At 59.3% G+C, this 16,506-nt stretch carries 14 protein-coding genes and 1 pseudogene; 4 read left to right on the top strand and 11 right to left on the bottom strand.

Annotated features, from left to right (window positions below):
• Nucleotides 1–193 precede the first annotated feature (193 nt).
• Entirely contained in the window at nucleotides 194–1,498 is a 1,305-nt protein-coding gene (gene brnQ / locus ACTG2U_RS10115; RefSeq protein ID WP_041236099.1) for a branched-chain amino acid transport system II carrier protein, read from the bottom strand.
• A 191-nt stretch (nucleotides 1,499–1,689) separates the two neighbouring features.
• Nucleotides 1,690–2,400, bottom strand: a complete 711-nt coding sequence (locus ACTG2U_RS10110) for a tRNA1(Val) (adenine(37)-N6)-methyltransferase (RefSeq protein ID WP_439974434.1) — start codon at nucleotides 2,398–2,400, stop codon at nucleotides 1,690–1,692.
• A gap of 119 nt (nucleotides 2,401–2,519) precedes the next feature.
• On the opposite strand from ACTG2U_RS10110, the gene srmB reads away from it, so the two are divergent.
• A complete protein-coding gene (gene srmB / locus ACTG2U_RS10105) occupies nucleotides 2,520–3,743 on the top strand; it encodes an ATP-dependent RNA helicase SrmB (RefSeq protein WP_236399255.1) in 1,224 nt (407 codons plus the stop codon).
• 72 nt (nucleotides 3,744–3,815) lie between these two features.
• On the opposite strand, the gene ACTG2U_RS10100 is transcribed toward srmB, so the two are convergent.
• From ACTG2U_RS10100 to rnr, 4 genes are read right to left on the bottom strand one after another with little or no spacing between them, the layout of a single operon-like run.
• The gene (locus ACTG2U_RS10100; protein ID WP_335819949.1) at nucleotides 3,816–4,271 is read right to left on the bottom strand and encodes a GNAT family N-acetyltransferase; all 456 of its coding nucleotides are present in this window, start codon (nucleotides 4,269–4,271) and stop codon (nucleotides 3,816–3,818) included.
• Between the two features lie 56 nt (nucleotides 4,272–4,327).
• On the bottom strand, nucleotides 4,328–4,900 hold the full coding sequence (locus ACTG2U_RS10095) for a Crp/Fnr family transcriptional regulator (protein WP_108612042.1): 573 nt from the start codon (nucleotides 4,898–4,900) through the stop codon (nucleotides 4,328–4,330).
• A gap of 2 nt (nucleotides 4,901–4,902) precedes the next feature.
• On the bottom strand, nucleotides 4,903–5,652 hold the full coding sequence (gene rlmB, locus ACTG2U_RS10090) for a 23S rRNA (guanosine(2251)-2'-O)-methyltransferase RlmB (RefSeq protein WP_069554628.1): 750 nt from the start codon (nucleotides 5,650–5,652) through the stop codon (nucleotides 4,903–4,905).
• Entirely contained in the window at nucleotides 5,649–8,042 is a 2,394-nt protein-coding gene (gene rnr, locus ACTG2U_RS10085) for a ribonuclease R (protein WP_439974433.1), read from the bottom strand. Before rnr ends, rlmB begins: the two co-directional genes overlap by 4 nt.
• Nucleotides 8,043–8,176: 134 nt before the next feature.
• Between rnr and ACTG2U_RS10080 the strand changes: the two genes are divergently transcribed.
• Complete coding sequence (locus ACTG2U_RS10080; RefSeq protein ID WP_439974432.1) at nucleotides 8,177–9,199, top strand: GGDEF domain-containing protein; 1,023 nt, start codon at nucleotides 8,177–8,179, stop codon at nucleotides 9,197–9,199.
• Nucleotides 9,200–9,330: 131 nt separating this feature from the next.
• Here ACTG2U_RS10080 and ompA read toward each other — a convergent pair whose 3' ends face one another.
• Together ompA and ACTG2U_RS10070 are read right to left on the bottom strand one after the other, a co-directional pair.
• The gene (gene ompA, locus ACTG2U_RS10075; RefSeq protein ID WP_439974431.1) at nucleotides 9,331–10,365 is read right to left on the bottom strand and encodes a porin OmpA; all 1,035 of its coding nucleotides are present in this window, start codon (nucleotides 10,363–10,365) and stop codon (nucleotides 9,331–9,333) included.
• Between the two features lie 267 nt (nucleotides 10,366–10,632).
• Complete coding sequence (locus ACTG2U_RS10070) at nucleotides 10,633–11,670, bottom strand: SGNH/GDSL hydrolase family protein (protein WP_439974430.1); 1,038 nt, start codon at nucleotides 11,668–11,670, stop codon at nucleotides 10,633–10,635.
• Between the two features lie 254 nt (nucleotides 11,671–11,924).
• Between ACTG2U_RS10070 and ACTG2U_RS10065 the strand changes: the two genes are divergently transcribed.
• On the top strand, nucleotides 11,925–12,311 hold the full coding sequence (locus tag ACTG2U_RS10065) for a YgiW/YdeI family stress tolerance OB fold protein (RefSeq protein WP_005335826.1): 387 nt from the start codon (nucleotides 11,925–11,927) through the stop codon (nucleotides 12,309–12,311).
• An 85-nt stretch (nucleotides 12,312–12,396) separates the two neighbouring features.
• Here ACTG2U_RS10065 and mltC read toward each other — a convergent pair whose 3' ends face one another.
• From mltC to mutY, 3 genes are all read right to left on the bottom strand, one after another.
• Nucleotides 12,397–13,500, bottom strand: a complete 1,104-nt coding sequence (mltC, locus tag ACTG2U_RS10060; protein ID WP_042052484.1) for a membrane-bound lytic murein transglycosylase MltC — start codon at nucleotides 13,498–13,500, stop codon at nucleotides 12,397–12,399.
• A 117-nt stretch (nucleotides 13,501–13,617) separates the two neighbouring features.
• A complete protein-coding gene (locus ACTG2U_RS10055; protein ID WP_005335828.1) occupies nucleotides 13,618–13,890 on the bottom strand; it encodes an oxidative damage protection protein in 273 nt (90 codons plus the stop codon).
• 8 nt (nucleotides 13,891–13,898) lie between these two features.
• On the bottom strand, nucleotides 13,899–14,951 hold the full coding sequence (gene mutY / locus ACTG2U_RS10050) for an A/G-specific adenine glycosylase (RefSeq protein ID WP_439974429.1): 1,053 nt from the start codon (nucleotides 14,949–14,951) through the stop codon (nucleotides 13,899–13,901).
• A gap of 237 nt (nucleotides 14,952–15,188) precedes the next feature.
• Between mutY and ACTG2U_RS10045 the strand changes: the two are divergent.
• Nucleotides 15,189–16,426, top strand: a pseudogene (locus tag ACTG2U_RS10045) (multifunctional CCA addition/repair protein).
• The last annotated feature ends 80 nt before the right edge of the window (nucleotides 16,427–16,506 follow it).

Below are 16,506 nucleotides of genomic sequence, written 5' to 3'. Positions count from 1 at the left end.
TAAACAGGTGTCACACGTGGCGTATGGGAGGCAAGAAGAGGGGAACGGGTTATAGCGGCAAGATACGGCTGCTCAGATGCTATCTGAGCACGGGGACAACTACGGCAGTGTAAAGCGAGGCGAGAAGCGAGGCTCACAGAAAACAAAAGAGCCTGCACGGGGCAGGCTCTTGGCAATATCAGATCGGGAGTGATCAGGCTGCTTCGGCAGCCATCTCGGTCGGACGCACCATCACGCCAACTACGCAGGCCAGCAGGGTCGGCATCAGCCAGGCGAGGCCCTTGTCGAACAGCGGCAGGAAGGCAAACGCATCCATCTTCATACCGGCAGCACCCAGACCATCCAGGCAACCGAACAGGAAGGCCACCATCAACACGCCACGGAACACCAGACGGGGACGGCCGAAGTAACCCTTCAGGAAGGTGACCAGCACCAGCGCCACGGCAACCGGATAGATGGCAACCAGCACCGGAATGGAGAGGCTGATCAACTGGCTCAGGCCCACGTTGGCTACCACGGCACAGATAACGCCCAGCAACACCACCAGCTTCTTGTAAGCCATGCCGGTCAGATTGTGGAAGAAATCGGAACAGGCAGAGATCAGGCCCACGGCAGTGGTGAAGCAAGCCAGAGTGATGATGGCCGCCAGAATGAACTGACCCGGCTGACCAAACAGGCTCAGTACGTAAGCGTTGACGATGGCGCCACCGTTGCTGACATCGGTCGCCACGCCGGCTGCAGTGTTGCCCAGCTGGAACAGGGAGACGTACACCACGCTCAGACCAACGGCAGAGATGAGGCCGGCAATGGCCAGATACTTGAACTGGCTCTTGTAATCGTTGATGCCTTTCTGGCGCAGCAGATCGACGATCAGGGCGCCAAACATCAGGGACGCCAGGGTGTCCATGGTGTTGTAGCCTTCCAGGATCCCTTTGACGAAGGGGCTGTTCTGATAGTCACCGGACGCATCAGGCATGGAGCCTTGCGGCGCTACGAATACCCCGACCGCCAGAGTCAGCAGCAGCAGCATCAGTACCGGAGTCAGGTATTTGCCGATGGCGTCCATCAGCTTGCCCTGGTTCATGGAGACCAGAATGGCCACACCAAAGAAGATCACGGTATAGGCCGCCAGACCCGCTTGCCCCATATCGCCGATAAACGGCTTGAGGCCCATTTCATAGGCAACCAGACCGGTACGGGGCGCGGCAAAGGCCGGGCCAATGATGATGTAGATGGCAACGGCCAGCGCAGTCGCGACACCGGCAGGCAGCAGCTTGGTCATACCAGCCCAGCCGTTACCGGCTTTCGCCACGGCCAGAATGGTCACCAGAGGCAGGCCCACGGCAGTGACCAGGAAGCCAAACATCGCCAGGGAGAGGTGCTCACCAGCCATGTAACCGGCCAACGGCGGGAAAATGATGTTACCGGCGCCCAGATAGAAGGCGAAGGTCATAAACCCTAATCCGAGTACATCGGACAATGTGAGTGATTTCGTCAAGTTCAACCTCGTCTGTCTTGTAAATTATTGCTTGTTATAGTTTTTATCGGTCGCTGACCGGGTGTGTTCAGGGGGTATAAAAAAAGAGCCCCGCATGTTTTTTCATCGCAACCAGTGGTTTTAGCTGGTCTGGAGCGGGCGCTCGATCTGGAACCAGCATAATGGCGTGAAAAAATAGTTCAAGACGAAATTTACATCTTCAAATAGAAGGGGTTGGTCAGTTGGATATATCTGTCGGAATAGGCCCCGTCAGCAGAATGGATCACAATTTCACCCCTCTCACACCTGTTTAATCCTCTGCCAAGTAGCAATAAAACACGATTTGCCTCTTTACCCTCTCTGGTGATAACAGCTGTATAACAAATGCCATGCAGATCATAATTCGCCGAAATGCATAAAATTTCATCGGCCATCGCCGTCGGCAGCACCAGCGCCACCTGCCCGTTCGGGCTCAGCAAACGATTGCAGGCAGCCAGTAATGCGTGGCTGTCGAGGGCACCGGTATGGCGGGCCAAAGCCCGTGCCGGATCGCTAAATGACTGGCCTGCCACGAAATAGGGAGGGTTGGAGACGACAAGATCGTAAGGGTCAGCCTGATAATCCTGAATGGCACTCTCTATGACGGTCACCCGATCGGCCCAGGGAGAAGCAGCCGCATTCTCCCGCGCCTGACTGGCCGCATTAATATCCAGTTCGACCGCATCAAGACGGCAGTCAGATCTGCTGCGCTGGGCCAGCATCAGAGCGATCAGGCCGCTGCCGGTGCCGATATCGAGCACTCGACCCGCCTGTTCGACCGGCGCCCAGGCACCGAGCAAAATGCCATCGGTGCCCACCTTCATGGCGCAGCGATCGTGATTGATATGGAACTGTTTGAAGGTAAATCCGCGACTACGTCCCATCTGGCCCCCGTCATCTGCAAAAATGGTGGGCGATTATAGCGGCTAAGACACACTCACCAATAGGAGCCGACGAGATAATCGCCTATAATCTGCCGTTTCCTTAATGACCGAGTATTGCCATGAGCCAGTCCTTTGATGATTTCGACCTGCACCCAGCCCTCAACCGGGCCTTGGCCGAGATGGGATTCACCCGCCCCACCACCATCCAGCAGATGGTGCTGGAGCCAGCCCTGGACGGCCGCGATATTCTGGCATCCGCTCCGACCGGTACCGGCAAGACTGCCTCCTTCCTGCTGCCGGCACTCCAGCACCTGCTGGACTTCCCGCGCCGCAAGCCGGGCCCCTGCCGCATGCTGATCCTGACCCCGACCCGCGAGCTGGCGCTGCAGGTGACCGCCCACGCCAAGGCGCTGGCGGCTCACACCAACCTCAGCATCGAGACCATCATCGGCGGCGTCAGCCATGAAGAGCAGCTGCCTGCTCTGACCAAAACCACCGACATAGTGGTGGCAACCCCGGGCCGTCTGCTCGAGTACATCGAGAAAGAGGAGTTCGAGAGCCACGACATCGAGGTGCTGGTGCTGGACGAAGCGGACCGCATGCTGGACATGGGCTTTATCAAGGATGTGAACCGCATCGTGGCCGAAGCGCGCTACCGCAAGCACACCATGCTCTTCTCCGCCACCCTGGAAGGGGCCGGCCTCGAGAAGTTCGCCAACGAGATCCTCAAGGATCCGGTGGAGCTGCACGCCGAGCCGCCCCGCAGCGAACGTCGCCCCATCACCCAGTGGATCCATCTGGCCGATGACGCCGCCCACAAGCTGGCGCTGCTGACCCATATCCTGAAAGATCCGGAAACCCAGAAAGCCATCATCTTCGTCAAGACTCGCGAGCGTCTGGCGGAGCTCTCCGGCCAGCTGCAGGCTGCAGGTATCTCCTGCGCCTGGATCCGTGGCGAGATGGAGCAGAGCAAGCGTATCGAGTCGATCCGCAAGTTCCACGAAGGGGAAGTGGCCTTCCTGATCGCCACCGACGTCGCCGCCCGCGGCATCGACCTGCCGAACGTCAGCCATGTCATCAACTACGACATGCCCTACGGCGCCGATGTCTACGTCCACCGGATCGGTCGTACCGGCCGAGCTGGCAACCGTGGCTGTGCCATCAGCCTGGTGGAAGCCCACGACATGGCGATGGTCGCCAAGATCGAGCGCTACACCGAGGAGCGCCTCAAGCGCCGGGTGATCGACGAGCTGCGCCCGAAACACAAGGAAGCGCGGGTACCGGTGAAGAAGAAAAAGCCGGTCGACAAGAAGAAGTCCGCCAAGAAGAAAAAGAAGAAGTGATCGCCTGGCGATAAAGAGAAGGGCCATCCCGCGGGATGGCCCTTCTGCATTCTGAATCACTCTGACGAGTGGTTATGCCACCACTCTGCGCATCCCCATATGGGGGATATCATCTTCGAGATAGCCTTCCCCTTCCGCCACAAAACCGTGCTGGCCATAGAAGCCCTGCAGATGGGCCTGCGCCCCCAGCCAGATGCTGTGAGTCGGCCAGCGCGCCTCGCACGCCTTGACCGCCTCGCCGATCAGCTTATGACCAAGACCACCGCCACGCGCCTTGGGTGAGGTCACCACCCGACCGATGGCGGCGCCGTTCTCATCGCCGATGCCGGGCGCCATGATCCGCGCATAGGCGGCCAGCAGCTCGCCCTGATAGCCGAGCAGGTGCCAGACCCCTTCGCGGCGATCGAGCCCGTCCAGATCCTGAAAGGGGCAGGTCTGCTCCACCACGAACACCTCGGCCCGCAGCACCAGCAACTCATACAACTCGTCAGTGGTCAGTTCAGACCAGGGTTTCAGGATCCAGTTCATCGGCAACTCCTTATCAGTTCGGCCTGCCAGCATAATCGTGGCGCCAGCGCCCTGCATTAACCTTTGTTAAGTTCTTTCAGCCGTTTGCGAATGCGACTCAGGCTGATGGGAGTAATGCCGAGATAGGCGGCGATCTGGTGGTCGGGCACTCTGGCATCGAGTGCGGGAAAGCTGTCGAGAAAGTGCTGATAGCGCGCCTGCGGGCTGCCGGTCAGCAGCAACTGCTCCTTCTCCTCCTTGATGCGCAGCTGTACCTCCAGCAGGTGCTGATACCAACGCGGCCAGCCGGGCAGCTGGCGCAAGTCGGCCAGACTGAACAGCTGCAAACGGCAGGGCTCCAGCGCCTCCACGCTGTAGCGGGCCGGCTCACCACTGAGCAGGTGGTGGAAGTCGAGAAACTCGTCCCCCTCCCAGTAGAACTCCTTGATGTACTCGCGGCCATCCTCCAGCACCAGCTTGGCCCGCAGCAACCCCTGCTCCACCCTGACCAGCAGATCCGGGCTGTCGCCGGCATGCCAGAGGCAGCTTTTCGGGCTGAGGGTCAGCGGACGGGCAAAAGAGAGGAGGCGCGCGGCCTCCTCTTTATCTGCGACCTGCGCCCAATCGAAGGGGGGTCTGTCAGTCAGCATGATTAACCGCGGCGCTGACGCACGGCTTCAAACAGGCAGACGCCGGTCGCCACCGAGACGTTGAGGCTGGATACCGCCCCCGCCATCGGGATACTCACCAGCTCGTCGCAGTGCTCGCGGGTCAGACGGCGCATGCCTTTGCCTTCAGCACCCATCACCAGCGCCATCGGGCCGGTCAGTTTGGCCTGATAGAGGTCGTGATCGGCCTCGCCAGCGGTGCCGACGATCCAGACGCCGCGCTCCTGCAGCTCGCGCAGGGTGCGGGCCAGGTTGGTGACCTGAATAAGCGGCACCACTTCGGCGGCGCCACAGGCGACCTTGCGCACGATTGGGGTGAGACCCGTGGCCTTGTCCCGCGGCACGATGACAGCATGAGCCCCGGCAGCATCGGCACTGCGCAGGCAGGCGCCGAGGTTGTGCGGATCGGTCACGCCATCCAGCACCAGCAGGAAGGGCTGGCTCTGTTGTGCCGCCAACTCGTCCAGCAGGCTGGCCAGATCGTGCTCGGCGAGCTTCGGCGCCTCTTTCACCCGGGCCATGATGCCCTGGTGATTGTTGCCTTCCGCTTTGTCATCAAGGGTCTTGCGGTTCACGCTCTGCACGCGCAAGCCGAGGGACTCCAGCTCGGCCAGCAGAGGTTGCAGCCGGTCGTCATCCCGCCCCTTGAGGGCCCACACTTCGATAAAGCGCTCGGGTGTGCGCTCCAGCAGCGCGGTGACAGCGTGAATGCCGTAGATCAGTTCTGTACTCATTTAGTGCTCTTGGCCTTATCGCGAGCCTTTTTGCTCGGTCGTCTGTTGCTCGGTTTGGCGCGGCCACCCTTGTCGGATTTGCCGTGATCCTTGCCCTCTTTACGTTTTTCGTGGCGCTGGGCGCTCTTGGCCTTCTCTTTCTTGATCTCGGCCTGCTTGCGCGCCATCTCTTTGGCGTTCTTGCCGGTGGCCTTGAGCGGCTCTTCCACCATCACGAAGTCGATCTTGCGATCATCCAGGTTCACGCCCATCACCTTGACCCGCACCTTGTCACCCAGACGGTAGCGACGGCGGAAGTTCTCGCCGATCAGCTGCATGTGCAGGGGATCAAACTGGTAGTAGTCGTTGGTGAGGGTGCTGACGTGCACCAGACCGTCGATGTGGATCTCCGCCAGACGCACGAAGAAGCCAAAGCCGGTGACGCTGGCGATAACGCCGTCAAACTCGTCACCCACGTGATCCAGCATGTACTCGCACTTGAGCCAGTCGGCCACGTCGCGAGTGGCATCGTCGGCACGGCGCTCGGTCATGGAGCAGTGCTCGCCCATCGGGTCCACTTCTTCCAGCTGGTAGTGGTAACCACCGCTCGGGGTCCACTTGTGCCGCAGGTTGCCCTGTTGCTCCTTGGCGGTCTGGTACTTGATCGCCCGGTGCAGGATCAGGTCTGGGTAGCGACGGATTGGCGAGGTGAAATGCGCGTAGGACTTCAGGGCCAGACCGAAGTGACCGATGTTGTCGGCCTGATAGATGGCCTGACGCATGGAGCGCAGCAGCATGGTGGAGAGCAGCTCCGCATCCGGGCGACCTTCAAACTTGGCGGCCAGCTCGGCAAAATCTTTCGGCTCGGGCTCGAGGCCACCTTTAAGCTCCAGACCCAGTTCGGCCAGGAAGTCGCGGAAACCGGTCAGACGCTCTTCGCCCGGACGATCGTGGACCCGGAACAGGGCAGCAGCTTCGTTCTTCTCGATATAACGAGCAGCAGCCACGTTCGCCTGGATCATGCACTCTTCGATGATCTTGTGGGCATCGTTGCGCACCAGCGGCACGATGCGGTCGATCTTGCGCTGGGCGTTGAAGATGAAGCGGGTCTCCTCGCTCTCGAACTCCACCGCGCCACGCTGATGGCGGGCATGCTTGAGCGCCTTGTAGAGGTTGTTGAGCTCCTCGATATGGCCCACCAGCGGATCATACTGCTGACGCAGCTTGGGATCCCCGTCGAGGATCGCCGCCACCTTGGTGTAGGTCAGACGGGCGTGAGAGTTCATTACCGCTTCGTAGAACTTGTAACCGGACATGCGGCCAGCGGCGGAGATGGTCATCTCGCACACCATGCAGAGGCGGTCAACTTGCGGGTTCAGAGAACACAGACCGTTGGAGAGCACCTCCGGCAGCATGGGCACCACGAACTCGGGGAAGTAGACGGAGTTGCCACGCTGATACGCTTCGGCATCCAGCGCCGTGCCGGGCTTCACGTAAGCGGAAACGTCAGCAATGGCAACCCACAGACGCCAGCCACCACCGCGTTTGGCTTCACAGAAGACAGCGTCATCGAAGTCGCGGGCATCTTCGCCGTCGATGGTGACCAGCGGCAGGGCGCGCAGGTCGATGCGGCCCTCTTTGGCTTTCTCCGGCACCTGCTCACCGAGACCGGCAACCTCTTTGGTCACCTCTTCCGGCCAGGTGTGCGGGATACCGTGGGTACGCAGGGCAATTTCGATCTCCATGCCCGGCGCCATGTTCTCGCCCAGCACTTCCAGTACGGTGCCGACGGCATTGATGCGGGAGGTGGCGCGCTGATTGATGCGCACAACCACGACCTGGCTCTGGCGAGCCCCTTTGCTTTCCCCTTCCGGGATGATGATGTCCTGGCCGATACGGCTGTCATCCGGCACCACGAAACCAACACCATTCTCGACGAAGTAACGGCCGACAATGTCTGCCTCACGGGACTTGAGCAGGCGCACCAGACGCGCTTCCTGACGACCCTTGCGGTCGATCTCGGTCGGCTGCACCAGCACGTAATCGCCATGCATCAGGCGTTGCATCTCTCGGTTGTTCAGATACAGATCCGGACCACCACCTTCCGGACGCAGAAAACCGAAGCCATCCTTGTGGCCGATTACATAACCTTTGACCAGATTCAGGCGATCCGGCAGGGCATAACATTGGTTGCGAGTGAATACCAGTTGTCCATCACGCTCCATGGCGCGCAGACGACGACGCAAGGCTTCCAACGGCTCTTCATCTTTCAGCTTGAGGACCTTGGCCAACTCTTCACGGGACATGGGCTTTTCATGGCCCTTGATGAGTTCCATGATCAACTCGCGACTGGCGATGGGGTTATCGTATTTTTCGGCCTCGCGTTCGAGGAAAGGATCTTTTTGAGACATAAGCAGGCCTTAGGGTAGGTGGTAACGGTGCCATTATATCGGAGGGGGGGGCGAATGGCATCCATCGGCTGCCTTTTGGCCAATCTCTCTGTCATACTATCTTCAGTTCGCTGGCATGATGAGACACAGAACTCATGAGTAAGGACACATTTGCCCAATCCGCCGCCTATCTCAAACAGGCGGTCCCTTTGATGATCAAGTACCAGATCCCCACGACGCCGGACAATTACCACCTGTGGTACAACTATGTCTCGGCCAGCATGCCCGAGCTCAACCAGGCGATTGATCAGGCTGTCAAAATGCAGGGAACCTGCTCGCTCACCACTTGCGAGCGGCTCTATCACCAGTATCTGGCTGCTCAGGACGAGAAGCAGATGGAGGCGATGAAGCTCAACCTTGCAGCCATGGCCAACGAGCTCGGCCACTCCATGCAGGATGCCATCTCCGATACCGGTATGTTTCAGGAGATGCTCGACAAGAGCTTCGACAAGTTAAGTAAGATCGACGATGAGGGGCTGAGCCTGGAAGATACCATGGGCATCTTGCGAGACTTGGTGCGCGAATCGCGGGATGTACGCATGTCCACCATGCACTTTCGCAGCCAGCTCAGCAATGCCGAGAAGGAGATCAAGGAGCTGCGTGCCGCGCTCAACGAAACCCGCAAACTGGCCAACGAGGATGCCCTCACCAACCTGCTCAACCGCCGAGCCTTCGATCTGGAGCTGGAGGGGTTGATCCGCAGTCAGCACCCCTTCTCGCTGATCCTCGCCGATATCGATCGGTTCAAAAATTTCAACGACGAATATGGGCACCTGCTCGGCGATCAGGTGCTGCGAGCCTTCAGCAAACGGCTGCGCGATGCCTGCAAGGAGGGGGTCACCGCCTATCGACTGGGTGGCGAGGAGTTCGCCATGCTGGTCCCCCATCGCTCGCTGGCGCTGGCCAGACAGATGGCGGAGAGCATGCGCCGCGCCATCGAGCGGATGTCGATTCTGGATCGCAAATCGGGCCGCCGCATCGATCACATCACAGCCTCGTTTGGCGTGGGTGAGTTCAACGGTCAGGAGAGCGCAGACTGTCTGGTCGAACGTACCGACAAGCTGCTCTACAAGGCCAAGGAGCTGGGGCGCAACCGGGTGATGCCTCTCCCTTCCTGATTTAGTCCCCTGCCCGACCGCAATGCCAATGTAAAAAGCCAGTCAGATCAACTGACTGGCTTTTTGGTCTCTCTTGCTCCGACAGGGGCTGTTCATTCCAGCCCTAGTGGAACTCTGCTCAGTGTGGAGGATTACTCCTGCACCTCGCTGACACCTTCGACTTTCACATCAACACGGCGATCCGGAGCCAGGCAGACGATCAGCTCACGCTTGGACTTGCTGACGCAGCTGTCGCCGGTAACCGGTGAGGATTTACCACGCCCTTCCACATTGATCTTGGCGGCCGGAATCCCTTTACCAACCAGATAGTTGGCAACGGTCTGGGCACGCTGCTCGGAGAGTTTCTGGTTGTAGGCATCGGAACCGATACGGTCGGTGTGACCAATTACGGTTGCCACGCCATCCTTGGGTCGCGCCTCTTCAATCTGGCTATAGAGGCTATCCAGTGCCTGACTGGCCTCTGGCTTGAGGGTCGCCTTGTTGAAGTCAAACAGCACATCGGAGCTCAGGGTGAACTGCTTCTCAACCATCACAGGTGCAGGAGCAGGTTCCGGAGCCGGGGCGGGCGCCACAGGGGCAACCTGACCAAAGCGATAAACCGCTGCCAGCGAGAGCAGGCCGTTATCCATTCGCAGACCGGTATCATCACGGCTGCCATACGGGGTGGTGTACTGATACTCCAGGCGAGCGGCCCAGTCGAGATTGAACGCATACTCGGCACCCAGCGCGCTGACAAAGTTGAACCGGCCATCACCGCCTTTCAGATCACTGTTGGCGGCCGCATAACCGCCGCCGATACGTCCGTACAGGTCGAGGCTATCAGTTACAGGGAAGCCCAGCTTCAATGATAAATGAATAAGTTGGGCCTGAACTTCATCTTGAAACGCTGCGCCCGTGGCTGAGCGGGCATCATATTTGTACTTACCCAGATAATCGTAGCCATATTCGATGCCCAAGTTCTTGTTAAGCTGATAGCCAAAAAATACACCAGCCCCAAGAGCATCATTGGTCTCATTGCCGAGGGTAAAGCTGTTGCTTTCATCAATGCCGTAAAAGTTGGACCAACCCAGTTTGGCACCGCCATACCAGGTGTTGTCTTGACCGGCAGCCTGGGCATTGGCCGCCAGCAAGCCGGCAACCAGCAAAGTAATCAATGATTTTTTCATGTTTGAGCCTCTGCAACTTTATGTAGGAGGAGGTTGATTGATATCACCTCGTCTTATAGGTGCAACCACCCAAAAGCGATCGCAGCATATCAACGTTAGCCTATTTTCAAGTCACTGATATCAATTAACAAAAAACACTCTAACGCAACCACGTTACAAAAACAGCAACAAATGTTTGTTATTTGAACTAAGTGTGACGCCAAAAGACGTATTGATCAGGGCTCGGGGGAGAACAGGGGCCAGCAGAATGCTGGCCCCTGTGAGGAATCAGTGACGAACAAACTCGTAGTTTCGGTCAATAAAATCAGCCACGCGCTGACTCAGTGCCGTGTGCACGGTTTTGGTCGGATGCACCTGATCCCAGAACATATGCTCATCGCAGTTGAGGGCTGCGGCACTACGTTTTGCCTGCGGGCTCACCACCGCCTGCGCCAGGATCGGGTTACCGGCGATCGCCACCCTCTCGGACAGACTCAAAGCCGGAGCCGGGGCAACCTCGGCGGCGCTGCCTGAGAAAGGCTTCCACATATAGCCGCCGTCATAACAGGCGTGCTCGGTATCGCTCAGACCAAACAGCTGCGGATCGCGCACCATCTCGTCAAACTGCTTGTCCACTTCGAACAGCTTCACGATGCCGAGGGGGGCCAGCTCGCGGGTGAGGTTCTGCAGCCGCTGGTTGTGGTAGCTGGCCACATGGCGCACCTTCTCCACCACCTTCATGCTGCGGGCTGACGGGGTCTGCCCCAGATCCGGGATGTTGAACAGCAGGATCTGCTGCGCACCGTTGAGCACCAACCGGTTGGATGCCAGCCGGATGGTATCGATCACCCGATCCGCATCCCGCTCGGTGTTCCAGCCATAAGCCAGATAGTCGTTGGCACCGACCCAGATCACCACCAGGTCATCGGGGCGGAACTTATCCTTTTTCAGGAATTGATCGATCTCGTAGTCAAGGTTATTGATCACCTGATATTTGGGATCCCAAGACCAGAAACCGAGCCAGCCGTTGAGGGCGCCTAGATGGTTATAGGCCACCGCCGTCGCGCCGCCTTCCGCCTCGTTGGCCACGACCAGACCGGGGAAATGCTGGTCACGCAACTGCTCCAGCCACACCGGACCGTTGCTGAAGCGCCCGTTGAAGTAGGGTGGGCTGGAGGGGAGATATCCCCGCATCTTCTTGTACATTTTTCCGGTGTCGGAGAGACTGTCACCAAACATCACGACCCGGGAAAAAGGCTGGCGTCCCTCTGCCGCTTGCGCGGTCAATGCCATTAACCCCAATAAACAAACAAGCCATTTTTTCATATTGTTATGCTCTTCGATTAAGCAGGTGAGACCTGCGGACTTCCCCTCGAATGGCGGCAAGCACGGGAAGAGTCTGCCACCACTGACTTCTGGTGAAGGCGACAGATTACAGTTCCAGATGAAATCACACATGTTCCATCACCGATGAAATCGCTTGCGCTCACAAAACAGACAATCACATCTGCGTATTTCTTTCACGCTTGTTTCACGCCCCGCGCGGCACAATGCCCTCATACCAACGACAGGAGTATGAAATGAACAAGGCAAGCGCAAGCGTAATCGGACTGTTGACCCTGATGTCTGTCTCCTCTTTTGCCATGGCGGCCTATACCGGCCCGCAAGAGCAGAACAAGGTTTCCGTTGCTCAACTGAAAGATCTGGCCGATGACAGCTGGGCCACCCTGGAAGGGAAACTGGTCAAGCACCTGGGCGGCGAGAACTATCTGTTCCGCGATGCCAGCGGTGAAGTAGAGGTAGAAGTAGATCAGGATGTGTGGCGTGGCACCGAAGTGGGCCCGGATGATCAGATCCGTATCCGTGGTGAAGTGGACCACAGCTGGAACAAGACCGAAGTGGAAGTCAAAACCCTAGAGAAAGTGGGCGCGGCCCCGCAGACCAAGGGCGGCTTTATCGCCAAATAAGGCCACTTCAACGACGAACTGGCCAGATGTTAAAAGGGCGCTTGATATCAAGCGCCCTTTTGCATGGTTAACCCAGCGTCACCGCTTAACCGGCCCGACTGGCAAAGGCTCTCTTGAACCCCTTCTCGGCCTGATTGACCTTGTAGAGGTAACGGCGCGCCTCCTCTTTGGGATGCTGCTCGGTCAACACCTGATAGACCGCCTCGGGGGAGAGCCGGTTGATCCGGCCCGGCGCCGCCTTGCGATCGCTGGAGAAGGTATTGAGTACCCCGCCCGCACCACCGTTATAGGCGGAGATCACCGCATAGCGACGGGAGCGCGGATCCTCGATATCCGCCAGATAGACGGTCTGCAACAGGTGCAGATAGGCGGTACCAACATCGATGTTGTAGGCTGGGTTGAACAGCTCCTCCCGGGTCGGCTGACCGTTCTTGCCCTTGACCCGCACATAGACGTCACGACCAGCCGTCGCCGGAATGACCTGCATCAGGCCATAAGCGTTGGCATGGCTCACCGCATAGGGGTTGAAGCTGCTCTCGGTCTTGATCACCGCATAGATCAGGCTCTCCGGCACGCCGTATTTGCGCGACGCTTCCCGGATGATCCCCGCATACTTATAGCCCCGTCGATCTTCATGGTTGGCCACCATGGGAATATCGACGAAGAAGATGGTGCGAATACCCAGAGTGCGCTTCTTCATCGCCGTGTTGAGCAGGTAATCGGCATAACGCTCGGCGCGCCAGGAGGCGCGGATTGGTTGGCGCTGATTGTCCAGCACCTGACCGTAGAGGAAGGGCTCGCCGCCGGTCAGAATTTCCCGATCGGAGTAAAGATCCACTTCGGCCGGATCGTCCGGCGTCAGCAGGGTCTCGATAATGGCGCGACGCAGGTGAGCGCGGGGATCGATGCCAGATACCGTTTCCACCATGATGTGGCCGCTGGAGAAGTCGATGTGGGCCCGGCTCTTGTACTGATCCGTGTATTTGACGTAGTCAAACTTGCCCGCAAACAGCGCCTCCCGCCCCCATATCTCGTTCACGTTATGGGAGAGCGCGCTGATCATGTGTTCAAAACCGCGGATGTCCTTGCCGTTGACCAGATCGTCATCCTCACTCCCGCTGGGCTTGGGGGAGGATGAGCAGGCAGAGAGAAACAGCAGGGTGCACAGCAGCCAAAAAATTCGGCCCATAGGATCCTCAAACCGGGCAGCAGAGCTGCCCATCATTCATTTGCTGCGACTTCAGGAGCGGTCACGCCAGTGTGGCGCCATTCCCGCACCTGTTCACACGTACAACAGCCGGAGAGCTTACTGGGCAGGCGGGGTGTAACCTTCGATCTGCACTTCACCTGCATCAAACAGGTAGCTGACCATCTCTTTTTCCAGCAGTTGGCGATGCTCAAGATTCATCATGTTGAGCTTTTTCTCGTTGATCAGCATCACCTGCTTCTTCTGCCACTCGGCCCAGGCTTCCTTGCTGATGTTGTCAAAAATCCGCTTGCCGAGCTCACCGGGATAGAGTTGAAAATCCAGACCCGGGCCCTCTTTTTTCAGGCGTTGGCAAAATACAGTACGGCTCATGTTGACCTCTATGGTTGTAACTCTGGATAGGCGAGCAGACGGGCCGTGGCGGCCGCCAGCCCCACCTCGGCAGGATGGCGTAAGTTATACCAGAGTCGGTTATCTGCTTCCATGAGCCGCAGCGGCTGCGCCTCATCAATGTCAATCAGCAGCGGCTGAATATCGAGATGGAAGTGGCTGAAGGTATGGCGAAAACCGGCCAGTTCCCGATAACCGTGATGGCTCAGGCCGAGGGACGCCAGCAGACCATCCACCTCCGCCAGCGAAGCCACCTGCGGGAAGCAGTAGAGCCCGCCCCAGATCCCCTGTGGCGGCCGCTTCTCCAGCAGCAGCTCATCACCGTGACGGATCAGCAGCATGATGCCATCGCGGGCCGGAATGCTCTTCTTGGGCTTGCTGTTGGGATAAGCGGTAGGCTTGCCTTGCGACAGCCCCTGGCAATCGGCCCGCACCGGACAGCGATCACAGGCAGGCTTGCTGCGGGTGCAGATAGTGGCCCCGATATCCATCATTGCCTGATTGTATTGCGCCACCCCCAGCTTGGGGGTGAGCCGGATGGCGATCTCCCACAGCTCGTTCTCCACCTGTTTTTGGCCGGGCCAGCCCGGCAGCGCCAGCCAGCGGGTGAGTACCCGCTTCACGTTGCCATCAAGGATGGCGTGGGGCTGACCCAGAGAGAGCGACAGCACGGCCCCGGCGGTTGAGCGGCCAATCCCCGGCAGCGCCATCACCTCGTCAAAGCGCTCGGGAAAGAGACCGTGGTGGTGATCGCGGATCTGCTGGGCCGCCTTGTGCAGGTTGCGGGCCCGAGCGTAGTAGCCAAGCCCAGTCCAGTGGTGCAGCACCTCGTCGACGGGGGCATCGGCCAGCGTCACCACATCAGGGAAGCGTGCCATAAAACGCTGGTAATAGGGGATCACGGTAGCGACCTGAGTCTGCTGCAGCATGATCTCCGAGACCCAGACCCGGTAAGGGGTCTTCTCCTGCTGCCAGGGCAGGGTTTTGCGGCCATGAAGCTCATACCACTCCAGAACCCGGCTTGCGAAGGTTGATTGATTCACGTTGTTCTCATGTCGTTGATATAAGGGGAACTCTGCGGTTCCTTCGGCTCATCTGGCCTGAGCGGGCATAAAGTCATCCCGCAGCACAGCGCCAGCTGTCTGGTGCGGCAGCGTAAGGCCTCGTCACGCCCAAGTCAAAGCCGCGCTGACTGGCGCTGCGGCCAGGTGGTGGTCAGGCAGCAAAGCGGTAACAAAGACGATATACTCGGCCCCACGATTGATGACGGGAGAGACGGTTTGCAGACTTATCTGGTTGGGGGCGCAGTGCGGGATCGCCTGCTGGGATTGCCGCAGGGCGACAGGGATCATCTGGTGGTCGGCGCCACCGTGGAGCAGATGCTGGCGCTGGGTTTTACCCAGGTCGGTCGCGACTTTCCCGTGTTTCTCCACCCCAAAACCCAGCAGGAGTATGCCCTCGCCCGTACCGAACGCAAACAGGGTCAGGGCTACACCGGCTTTGTCTGCCACGCCGCCCCGGATGTGACGCTGGAGCAGGATCTGCTGCGCCGGGATCTCACCATCAACGCCATCGCCGAAGATGATCAGGGCCAGCTCCATGATCCCTACGGTGGCATTGAGGATTTGGAAAAGCGGCTGCTGCGCCACGTCTCTCCTGCCTTTGCCGAAGATCCGCTGCGCATCCTGCGGGTCGCCCGCTTCGCCGCCCGCTTCCACGCTCAAGGCTTTACCATAGCGCCGGAGACCCTCGCCCTGATGAGCGAGATGACGGCCGCTGGCGAGCTGGCCCACCTCACGCCGGAGCGAGTCTGGAAGGAGCTGGAGAAGGTGCTGCTGGGGCCGACCCCGCAGATCTTTATCGAGGTGCTGCGCCAGTGCGGCGCCCTGAAGGCACTCTTCCCCGAAATCGACGCTCTGTTCGGCGTCCCCGCCCCGGCCAAGTGGCACCCGGAGATCGACACCGGCATCCACACCCTGATGGTGCTGGAGCAGGCGTGCCGGATCTCCCCGAGCTGACCGTCCGCTTTGCTGCCCTCTGCCACGACCTTGGCAAGGGAGTCACCCCCAAGGAGTTCTGGCCAAGCCATCACGGTCACGGCCAGAAGGGGCTGCCGCTTATTCGCGCTCTGTGCGAGCGGTTCCGGGTACCCAATGAGTGCCGGGATCTGGCGCTGCTGGTGAGCGATCTGCACACCCACATCCATATCGCCTTTGAGCTCAAGCCCGCCACCCTGCTCAAGGTGTTCGACAAGGCGGATGCCTGGCGTCGCCCCGAGCGCTTTGCCCAGCTGCTGGATGCCTGCCGCGCCGGCTTCCACGGCCGCACCGGTTTCGAGGAGCGGGTCTACGCCGAGCCGGACTATGTGGCAGAAGCGCTGGCTGCCGCCCAGGCGGTGCCGGTGAAAGAGATAGTGGCGGCCGGTTACAAGGGAGAAGAGATCAAGGAGCAGCTCGCCAAAAAGCGCACCGATGCCATCAGCCGCATCAAGGATGAGTGGACCTTTATCGAGGAGTAACCTCGGCCCCATAACAGACGGCCGCCCTGATGATGAGCTCCGCAAAGAGAGCATCGCCAGGGCGGCCGTTTTGCATCCAG

The sequence above is a fragment of the Aeromonas sp. 95A genome, assembly GCF_051919235.1.
In the GTDB taxonomy this organism is placed as follows: domain Bacteria; phylum Pseudomonadota; class Gammaproteobacteria; order Enterobacterales; family Aeromonadaceae; genus Aeromonas; species Aeromonas veronii.
Note: the sequence above shows the minus strand (reverse complement) of the source record. Positions and strands in the feature narration are given on the sequence as shown.